At 36.0% G+C, this 11,137-nt stretch carries 9 protein-coding genes; 2 read left to right on the forward strand and 7 right to left on the reverse strand.

Annotated features, from left to right (window positions below):
• Positions 1-2: 2 nt before the first annotated feature.
• From SGJ10_13400 to aspS, 7 genes are all read right to left on the reverse strand, one after another.
• Entirely contained in the window at positions 3-707 is a 705-nt protein-coding gene (locus tag SGJ10_13400) for an SAM-dependent methyltransferase (GenBank protein MDZ4759116.1), read from the reverse strand.
• Positions 697-1,926 (reverse strand): hypothetical protein, encoded by a 1,230-nt coding sequence (locus SGJ10_13405; GenBank protein MDZ4759117.1) that lies wholly within the window; start codon positions 1,924-1,926, stop codon positions 697-699. Before SGJ10_13405 ends, SGJ10_13400 begins: the two co-directional genes overlap by 11 nt.
• Positions 1,927-1,981: 55 nt before the next feature.
• A complete protein-coding gene (locus SGJ10_13410) occupies positions 1,982-2,647 on the reverse strand; it encodes a DUF2461 domain-containing protein (protein ID MDZ4759118.1) in 666 nt (221 codons plus the stop codon).
• Positions 2,648-2,759: 112 nt separating this feature from the next.
• Positions 2,760-4,085: an ATP-binding protein gene (locus SGJ10_13415; protein ID MDZ4759119.1), complete on the reverse strand. Its 1,326-nt coding sequence runs from the start codon at positions 4,083-4,085 to the stop codon at positions 2,760-2,762.
• A 19-nt stretch (positions 4,086-4,104) separates the two neighbouring features.
• Positions 4,105-5,940, reverse strand: coding sequence for a hypothetical protein (locus SGJ10_13420; protein ID MDZ4759120.1), 1,836 nt, complete (start codon positions 5,938-5,940; stop codon positions 4,105-4,107).
• A 13-nt stretch (positions 5,941-5,953) separates the two neighbouring features.
• Positions 5,954-6,946: a DUF6427 family protein gene (locus SGJ10_13425; protein ID MDZ4759121.1), complete on the reverse strand. Its 993-nt coding sequence runs from the start codon at positions 6,944-6,946 to the stop codon at positions 5,954-5,956.
• 206 nt (positions 6,947-7,152) lie between these two features.
• Positions 7,153-8,910: an aspartate--tRNA ligase gene (gene aspS, locus SGJ10_13430; protein MDZ4759122.1), complete on the reverse strand. Its 1,758-nt coding sequence runs from the start codon at positions 8,908-8,910 to the stop codon at positions 7,153-7,155.
• Positions 8,911-9,037: 127 nt separating this feature from the next.
• Between aspS and SGJ10_13435 the strand changes: the two genes are divergently transcribed.
• Entirely contained in the window at positions 9,038-9,478 is a 441-nt protein-coding gene (locus SGJ10_13435) for a nucleoside deaminase (protein ID MDZ4759123.1), read from the forward strand.
• A gap of 180 nt (positions 9,479-9,658) precedes the next feature.
• Positions 9,659-10,966, forward strand: a complete 1,308-nt coding sequence (gene metK, locus SGJ10_13440) for a methionine adenosyltransferase (protein MDZ4759124.1) — start codon at positions 9,659-9,661, stop codon at positions 10,964-10,966.
• Positions 10,967-11,137 lie beyond the last annotated feature (171 nt).

Below are 11,137 nucleotides of genomic sequence, written 5' to 3' on the forward strand. Positions count from 1 at the left end.
TATTATGACTGAAACAAAAATATTGCGGGCTTCTTGTGCAAGTCAGGCAATTTGTTTTTCCAATTTTCGACGGTGTTTGTTATAATCGTTTCCTCAGGGCTCTGCAAATTATACGCAACACATAAGCGGGTTTGGGGTTTGAGGGTGGACAGTAAATCCTGTAGCATGGAATTATTGCGGTAAGGAGTTTCAATAAATATCTGTGTTGATTTATATTGCTGTGCGAGTTTTTCTAGTTCTTTTAATTTTTGGGAACGTGCATTTCGTTCAATAGGAAGGTATCCATGAAACATAAAATTTTGACCATTTAATCCCGAGGCCATTAATGAAAGATATATAGATGATGGACCCGTGAGAGGCACAACAGTAATATTTTTTTGATGGGCGATAGCTACAGCCTTCGCTCCGGGATCCGCAGTGCAGGGGAGGCCGGCATCACTCATCAATCCCACATCATTCCCTTTGTTGATTGCTGCCAAAAAATCGGCAAATTCGCTCGCAGGTGTATGCTCATTCAATTCGTATATTATAATTTCGGAAAAATTCGTTTGCGGGTTGCATTTTTTGATGAATGCTCTCGCAGTTTTGGGTGTTTCAACTATATAGTGTTTTATTCGGTGAATAGTATCAATAACTTGTGGTGGCAAGGTTACAAGTTCGGCCTCTGGATGAAGCAGCACGGGGATAAGATATAATTTACCTGGCATGTGTTTTAAATTTTAGTTGATACATTGTGGCCGAAAGTAAGACCAATAAAAATGGAAGTATAATAATATGCAGTCTGTCGCCTTGGAAACATGATATCCCAGAAAGCACTAAAAAAAAGACACAAATCAAATTTAATATAAATAGTTCGCTTAGTTTTCGTTTTTTAAATAGATTAAATGTGTGAAATAAAAATAGCAGAAAAAGTAATAAAGTATATATTATATTTTCAACTTTACTTATATTATATAGTTGTGTTTTTAAAATCTGTTGGCTGTTATTATTAGTTTTTAACTCACTTATATTATAAGAACCATCTAACATATTGGGTACGAAGATATGATATAATAAGGCTTTAAAAATATTGTGGATATTATGTGGTATCTGCTTGCCAATCTCTTGTTTGAGTGCACTATCGCATAATTGAGGGAACAACTGTGCTGGAGTATTATAAAGTATTTTATTGCGTTGGTTTTTGAGGTCAGAGAAGTCTTCTCCAGTTTCAAATGATTGTGATCGAGCCAACAAATACGCATACATTGTTTTTTGCCCAACACAATTATAGGAATACATAGGGTACGATTGATGTACCCATGCAGCCTGAATAATATATACAGCGATTGGAATTAAACTACTATAATTAATTCTGTATTTTTTTTGTTTGATATACGAATAGGTACTTTTAATTAGGAAGGTTCCACAAATAATTAAAACGGGATAGGTGGCAATAGGCTTTGTGAGTAGCAACAGCGACAGGCAAAGGTAGAATAATAGTCTATAAGATTTAAGAAAAGACAATTGGTATAATCGAAAAGAAAGCAAGAGTAAGAAAATAAAAAACACTTCAGCAAGGGTTTCTGTAATTAAAGCTGTGTAGCCAGGGAATAGACATAATAGAAAGCAATATATACTTGCGTATTTAGTATTGGTATAGTGAGCTATGATATAATATAGTAATACAGACGATGAAAAATAAAATATGAGATTTTCGACAACTCCACAAGTTACCAAAGCTGTATCGGAGAAGTTATCGATTAAAAAAAGCGGGAGGCCTAGTATTAATGGGTATCCTGATGATAAAATAATATGTGGTTTAAAGCCTTTGGTATATAACAATTTGGCTGCATCTCGGTAACTTGTGGCATCAACTGACCAATAGGTAGAGGTATATATACTTTGCGATAAATCGAAAATGAGATGATATAAAAATATAAGTAACACTGCCCCAATGCCAGGCAAAAAAGCAAAAATTAATTTAGATTGGATTTTCCTATTCTTAAGCATCTGCCAGCGATTCGTTTAAGAAATCATCCAATGGCTTCATCGATTTCAATACTTGGAGTAGGTGTTTATATATATCAGGATTTTTGAAATCAGTATCTTTGATACTGTGAACCATTAAAAAACTTTTGTGTTTTAAATATTCGATAGCTTTATTCTGTGCATCATATCCTTTAGGTACCGAGCTTAGCGTTTCACCTGTTAAGGTACCAAAATGTTTTTTGAAATCTTTGTGATTAATAATTTTCAAGAAACCAGCATGGTTATAATCAATTTCTTGCCTTATTTTTTTTAATACATCGGATTCGGGCATATACATACCACCAGCAAGCATCGATTTATTTCCTGGTTCTAAATGTATATAATAACCTGCCGACATCGATTTACGCCCACCCATTGATATACCTGCTCCTATATTTGTTTTATAGGGTGATTTGTCTTTTGAGAATCGGATATCACGATTGATGCGGAATATACAATCTTTAGGTTCAAGACCAATAATACTCTTGTCCCATTTTTGGATATCACCTAATAATGTTTTGACAAACCCATTGAAATCTTTTTTTATAATTTCATATTGTTTGCGGTTGGCATCAAACCATTCTTTGGTATTATTTTCTTTGAGTTTTTTAAGGAATATAAATGTTTCTTTGAAGTTCATAATATATTATAGTTTTAACTGATTTTTTATGGTGACATTTATGGTGACATTTATAGTGACATTTATAGTGACATTTATGGTGACATTTATAGTGACATTTATGGTGACATTTTTATAGAGATCGTATTTCCCAATGCCCGCCTTTGTTGCCTCCTAGCCTTTTAATTTTATTTTCGTCTTGTAGTTGTTTTAAGATTCTTTTGATCGTTCTTTCTCCTACATTAATTTTTTCTGATAGTTCGCTAATTGTGATAGTTTCGTTATTGGCTATAAAGTACATTACTTTATCGGTTGAGGTTCCAATAGCTTTTGGAATAGTTGATAAAAATGGACGTTTAGCAGTATAATTAAATTCTATAATAAAACCAGATAAATCATACTTGAAAATAGGTTGTGGAACTTTTGCTTGCTTGCACTCATTAATAATTTTGATGGTACCTCTACCCCAAGTTTCAATTAGACCAGCACGAAAAAAGCAATTAGCAATGTCGGGATTAAAAGGACGAGATGGATGTTTCGTTTTTAAGCGTTCTACTGTCCAATCATCGGGCAACTGTCCCTCATTCCAAATTATCAATTTATTGTTATATACACTTATTTGTATAGGATTGCCGCTACTATAGTCTTTATGAACAATGGCATTGAGCAAGGCTTCTCGAATTGCAGCTTCAGGTACGGGGTATTGCTCCATTCTGTTTAATCCTTTGTATGAAATACTAGCTTTTAGATATTTGGTTAATAGTAAATCTACCGTCTTTTCAACTTGTTCAAAAAGATGCCCATGTATTTCATCCTGAAATGCTAAATCATCATCACTATTGAAAAAGCCGACTTTAACATAGGCACCGGTCACATATTTTTCTGGATCGGGATGGAAAAGTAAAGCAACAGCTCTCTTGTAATATATTTTGTCAGCTTTTAAGTGAAGCCTTTCTAATAATATATTGGGTTTATCTTTTAAGAATTCAATCGGCATCCGTTTGGTATCTGCAGCTTTAATTTTGAAATAATCAAAAGCTGATTTTGCCAATTCTTTTATTGTGATATTGGGCTGTGGAACGCTATCCCAGTGCTTGCCTTGTTTCTGTAAGATAAATTTATCCAATGCAGCACCTTTAAGTTCTTGTTTTGTACTGCCACTTCTGTAATGATACTGTCCTTTATAACTTACCGGAGAAGGATAAGGTTCAATAATAATTTCCAGATATTGCTTCTTGGTTTTTGTTTTAAGGTTTACATTTACTAAAATACCAAGTATATCTTTTGTTTTGTTGGGTATTTCTTCTAATAATTTTTTAGGTTCTTTGAGGCCGGTTACGATGCCTTTATCACTAATACCGATATATAATTTTCCACCATTAGCATTAGAAAAACCACAAATCCATTTGATGTATTCATCACGCCATGTTTCTTTATATTCAATATTTTGATTTTCCATTTGTGTGAATATTCATATATTAATTCATCACGTCGCCCCTCAATTGTCTGAAGCGTTTACGTGCTTCTACGCTAAATACACTGCCGGGATAGTCGTTGAACAGTTTTTCGTAGAGCTCTTGGGCTTTGGGTTTATCGTTCAAATTGTTCTCATGTATTTCTGCGGCGTCGAACAATGCATTGTCGGCAAGTATATCAAATTTAAATACCGTAAAAACTTTATCTAAATTCTCCAAACATTCTGTCCATTTGTGTTCTTTACGAAACATTTTTGCTTTGGCATATAATATTTCATCACTCAAACTATGCTGCGGAAAAATGGTATATATACTATCGAGTTTTTTATTCGCTTCATCAAATTTATTTTGGAATATAAGCAACTCAGCAGCGGCATACATTTTCATGGCATCCTCAGTAGAGTCAAGCCCTGTATTGTCTTGGATGAGTAAAGATAATTCGATAGCGTTATTTGAGATAAGTTGCGAGGTGGCACTTTTTAATACTTCCAATTGCGATTGGGCCCATGCAAAATCGCCTTTATAATAGCTGAGTTTGGCATTGCGGTATTTAGCTTCCTGCCCTAGAGCATCTTCTGTAAAATCTTTATCAACTTGGCCATATAATAATACAGGTACATAATATTCGCCAATAAGTATATTGATATCGCCCAACATTAATTTGCAATCGGCTGCAAACTTAGCGGGCAGTCGCTGTGTTTCGAGCAAGGTTGTTAAAAGTTGAATTGCGGTATCGGGGTTGTTCAAATAGTAGGCTTCTAGCTCTGCCAATAATTTTACGGTGTTCATGGTATAATTATTTGCACCTTCAGCTCTTATATAATCTACACATTCTTTTTCAAAAATTATTATATCACCTTTGTCAAAATTTCCTGAATTAATTTGTCTGTAACGAATATCAATCAGCAGTTCACGGGCATTATAATAGTTGGGTAATTCTTTGCCTAATGAAACCACATATTGAAGCATGGCACCTGCTGCTGCGTATGCCTTATTGTCGCGAGCTATATGGGCAAGTTGCATTACACGATTTCCATATAAGTTTTGCTTTTTGTCTATGGCTCGCACTTGTATAAAAGCTCCCATAAAATCGTGCTGTTGGACTGCAAACCATACCAACATTTCGAGGAACTGCTCATATCCAGCTTTTTCTTGTACTTTTTTGTTCAGTACATTTTTGAAAAGATTTGCATCGGCACTATCAGCCATATATTGTTGCAAGTTGCCTTGCACGGTTTCCATTTGGCTAATATCATTTTCGAGAGCGTCCAAGTATTCTTGGAACATTTTTTCTTTTTGGCCAGTAATACTATATAATAGCCCTAAGTCCATGCTGAAAAGCCCTTTGTCGTTTAATTCGGAGCGGCCTTTTTCATATACTTTAAAAGCCTCATTATACAATTTGCGTTTGATAAAAGCTTCTGCAGTTTTCTCATATTCAAATTTAACTGGTGCAATTCCTTTCAAAAGTTTTTCTAAACTTTTATTGCCTTTGTCTTTTTTTGCCTGTAACTGTTGCAGCCAATATATATCTACTTTGAACTGTGGGTTGATTTCATATCTTTTTGATTGTTTTTTGGCCAGTATTTCTGCTTGATCTACCTTTTTAGTTTTAAGATAACAATCCATCAATCGCTCATATATAAATGGCGAACTGGGATTAGTTCCTATGAGGCTTTCGTATACAATGGTGGCTTTGTCGAATTCCCCATTTATATAATATTGGTTTGCCATTTGCTCATCGTTGCCTTGTGAAAGACCAAGCGTGGGCAGTAGCATCAGCATCATCAAAAGCATGCTAAATTTTTTGATATATATAATAAATGTTGTAATTTTCATTTTGTGTGTTTTTCTAAAATTCAATATTATATTTTAGCATAAGTGGCAGATAAATTTCAGCAGCAATGAGTACCGTTATCAAAAACTCTTTCACCCAATACCATCGTGGCTGTAGCAAATAGTTGGCCACCAATATGGAAGTGGGGGCCATCATATATATTAAATCGTATTGTAGATTTTCGTAATCAATAAAAGCAATGGCTATTGTAACAGGAAATAGTATAATAATTATCCGCAACATTTTGCGAATCTTTAACATACTTTTATGAATATTTTCTTGCATTATTATAGCACCAGCAAGATACATTAATACCAACAGTCCCAATGGAATCCAAGTATAATAATTGCCCCAATTGAGATCGTTTAATTTATAAAAATTCCTTGTTAATAGATCTATAGCAAAATTATGAGTTTTGAAAATATATAAGCAGGATGTCAATATATATATTGGTGTAATAAAACCTAATAGTGTAAGCAGCATTTCTCTTAAGTTAGGCACTCGTAATACCCCCAGTGCATATAAAATTAGCGGGAGTAAATATATGAGTTCGAAACGAAATAAGGTAGCCAACGAACAAATGAAACCCAGTTCAAATATATGTTTGTTAGCATACTCCGATTTATATATTACAAACAATTTCCATATTGCAGCCAATACAAAAAAATTTGCAATTAATTGGGGTGATAATTGATTTGTTTGTGGTAAAGCTGCGGTCATCAATACAAAACTGAGTGCGGGCAGCCAAGAAAATTTTTCTAGAAGCTCAAACTTTTTAACGATCCAATTAATGAATATAGCTTGTAAAAGAATGATTAAGGTTGCAATTATATATTGAGCTTTAAGCGGAGTATTAGCAAACATTTGCATGAACGCATCCCCGAAATAATTATTGGTTTTTACGTCGATTGCGTTGGGTTCCAGTATATACATACCTTTTACAATAAAAGCTAGGATAGCCAATACTGCCACCACCATAGCCCGCTGCGATTTGAATATAAAAACCATGAGTGCAAAGATATTATAAAACGGCAATTGCAGCGGCATGGTTTGTAAATGAAGTTTTGTTGCCATATTTTTGACAAATGGATAACACATCGAACGAACAAGAACCCAAACGGGTTACGGGAATTGTAAATAATTACGAATTACGAATGTCGAATTACGAATGTGCTTTCGCCGTATGGCGTAATTCGTAATTTGAAATTCGTAATTCAACTTAGCAGTTTAATCCCAACCATATCCAACTCCTTGCTGTCAATAGGTCCTGGAGCATCAATCATTACATCGCGGCCTGAATTATTTTTCGGGAAAGCTATATAGTCTCTTATACTTTCGCTGCCGCCAAACAAACTACATAGTCTATCAAAACCAAAAGCAATTCCACCATGCGGAGGTGCACCAAACTCAAAAGCATTTAATAAAAATCCGAATTTTTCTTTGGTTTCTTCTGCGGTGAATCCCAATACCTCAAACATTTTTGATTGCAATGTCCTTTCATGTATTCTAATTGAACCACCACCTACTTCCACACCATTAATTACCATATCATATGCATTTGCATTTACTGCTCCCGGGTTTGCATCGAGCATATCTAAATGTTCTGGCACAGGCGAAGTAAAAGGATGGTGCATAGCATACCAACGATTATCATCTTCGTTCCATTCAAGTAAGGGAAAATCAAGTACCCACAAACATATATATTTATTGGGGTCACGCAATTCTAATCTATTACCCATCTCCAACCTTAGGTCTCCCATGGCTTTGCGGGTTTTAGGTATTTCACCACAAAGTATTAAAATCAAATCTCCTGTCTTAGCATCGCAAGCTTTTGTCCATGCTTGTAATTTTTCTTGGTCGTAAAATTTATCTACGGATGATTTTACAGTTCCATCAATTTCCACTCTAGCATATATAAGTCCGCTGATGCCGCGGCGTGGGTCTTTCACCCATTCGGTAAGTTCGTCTAATTGCTTGCGTGTATATGTTGCGGCATTTTTTGCATTGATAGCTAATACAGTTTCTGCATTATCGAAAACACTAAATCCAGCTCCTGAAACTAAATCTATTTCGCTACTTTTTAATTCGACAAATTTCATATCAAAACGCAAATCGGGTTTGTCGCAACCATAGTAACGCATGGCATCTGCGTATTGCATACGCATCATGGTCGGTATGTCCACGCCTTTTACTTTTTTGAATAAATGACGCACCAAATTTTCGAATAAATTTAATATATCTTCACGTTCCACAAAACTCATTTCACAATCTATTTGTGTAAATTCTGGTTGTCTATCGGCACGCAAATCTTCATCTCTAAAACATTTCACCATTTGAAAATAGCGATCCATTCCCGCCACCATTAATAATTGTTTAAATGTTTGCGGACTTTGCGGCAATGCATAAAACTGTCCTGGATTTAATCTACTTGGCACTATAAAGTCTCTCGCACCTTCAGGAGTGGATTTAATTAATACAGGAGTTTCTACTTCTATAAACCCTTTTTCATCCATAAAACTTCTGGTATACTTCATCATTTCGTGACGCAGCATCAATTTTTCTTTTACGGGATTTCTTCTGATATCGAGATATCGATATTTCATCCGAAGTTCATCGCCGCCATCAGTTTCGTCTTCAATAGTGAAAGGTGGAGTGGCCGCTGCATTCAGCACTTTTAATTCTCTTACCTCAATTTCAATTTCGCCTGTGGGCAATTTCAAATTTTTAGATGAACGCTCACGCACCCTTCCAGTAATTTGCAACACAAATTCACGACCGAGTTTACGTGCATGCTCGCACAATCCTGCGTTCACATCCATATTAAAAGTAAGTTGGGTGATGCCATATCGGTCACGCAAATCGATGAAGGTAAGTCCGCCAAGGTCACGACTTTTTTGTAGCCATCCTGCTAGGGTAACGCTTTGTCCTGCTTCTGCTAGGGTTAATTCTCCGCAAGTATTAGTTCTGTACATTGTGATAATATAAAGTATAAAGTATAAAGTATAAAGTATAAAGTACTTGGTACTTGAACTGTTTGCTTATCCTTTAAAAAATTAGTTTGCAAAGTTATCTATTTAGTACCCACATTTGCAGCAAAAGATGGAAGTTTTTAATGATGAATATTGGATGCGTGAGGCTGTGAAGGAAGCCCACAGGGCATTTGAAGCCGATGAGGTTCCGGTAGGTGCCGTAGTGGTTTGTAATAATCGCATCATTGGCAAAGGGCATAACCTCACGGAGCGATTGCGTGATGTAACGGCCCATGCCGAGATGCAAGCTATTACTGCTGCGGCGAATTATTTAGGTTCCAAATTTTTGGAAGAATGTACGTTGTATATTACCCTCGAACCCTGTGTGATGTGTGCGGGAGCAATATTTTGGGCACGCCCTGCAAAATTGATTTATGGGGCAAGTGATCCTAAAAGAGGATTCTCATATTTAGGTAAAAATATTTTGCACCCGAGCACCAAAGTGGAACATGGATTAATGAGCAATGAGGCATCAGCACTGCTTAAAGTGTTCTTTCAGAAATTGAGGTGAAGTGCCAAATGATTCTCATAATTTAGCCAAGATAGAATATATACTATATTTATCTAGCGATATGTTTTGATTATTAAATGAATGGGCGTACTTTTGCCCCTCTTTTTAGCAGTATATTAGGACAGCAAAAAATAATCATTAAATCGTAAATCATTAAATCATTAAATCATTCAATAATAAATGGCATATCTATTCACCTCAGAGTCCGTATCAGAAGGACATCCAGACAAAGTAGCCGATCAGATATCTGACGGACTTATCGACAATTTTTTAGCTTTCGATCCTGAATCGAAAGTAGCTTGCGAAACACTTGTGACCACTGGTCTAGTGGTAGTGGCAGGCGAAGTAAAATCAAATTCATACCTCGATGTGCAAAGCATTGTTCGCGATGTAATAACCCGCATAGGTTATACCAAAAGCGAATATATGTTCGATGCCAATAGCTGTGGGATATTGAGTGCTATCCACGAGCAAAGTGCCGACATTAACCGAGGAGTAGATAAGAAAAACCGTGAAGACCAAGGTGCCGGGGACCAAGGTATGATGTTCGGTTATGCTACCAACGAAACCACCAACTATATGCCCTTGGCTTTGGATTTAGCCCATATATTATTGCGTGAGTTGAGCGACCTACGTCGTGAAGGTAAGCAAATTAAATATTTGAGACCCGATACCAAAAGCCAGGTAACTATTGAATATAGCGATGACCACAAACCTCAACGTATCGATACAATAGTGATAAGCACGCAGCACGATGATTTTGTAAAACCAAAAAGCAAAAGTGCAAAAGATGAAGTAGCTGCCGATAAAGCAATGCTTACAAAAATTCATGATGATATGGTGAATATTTTGATACCTCGCGTGACCAAAAAATATCCCGAGTATAAAAAATTCTTCAATAGCAAAATCACTTACCATATAAACCCAACAGGCAAATTTGTGATAGGCGGGCCACATGGTGATACTGGTCTTACGGGCCGTAAAATTATTGTAGATACTTATGGGGGGAAAGGTGCTCACGGAGGTGGTGCTTTTAGTGGTAAAGACCCCAGTAAGGTTGACCGTAGTGCTGCATACGCAACCCGTCATATTGCAAAAAATATGGTAGCGAGTGGCATGTGCGATCAGGTATTGGTTCAAGTAGCTTATGCTATTGGGGTAGCTAAACCTGTAGGTTTGTTTGTGAATACTTATGGTTCGAGCAAAGTGAAAGATAAAAAAGGCAAAGCCATGCATGATGGTGAAATTGCAACACAACTTATGGAAGTATTCGACTTGCGTCCTTATGCTATTGAGCAGCGTTTGAAATTGCGAGAGCCTATTTATTTAGAAACTGCTTCTTATGGACACATGGGCCGCAAAAATGAAATTGTTACCAAAACTTTCAGTAGCCCCGATGGTAAAAATATCACTAAAAAAGTGGAACTTTTCACTTGGGAAAAATTGGATTACGTAGACAAACTAAAAAAAGCTTTTGGCTTGAAATAACTTAGAATATATTATAATATTTAATACCAATTCTTAAACTAAAATAGTTCTCCGCCTGTGGCGGATTTGGTGTGTAGAATGGTAATGCCGAACTACATCCCGAAAGCCCCGCTTAATCCCGATAATTATCGGGATGCGGGGGATTAGTCCCTTTCTTTTGGACTATTATAT

It is taken from the genome of Bacteroidota bacterium (genome assembly GCA_034439655.1).
Classification (GTDB): Bacteria; Bacteroidota; Bacteroidia; order UKL13-3; family UKL13-3; genus CANJUD01.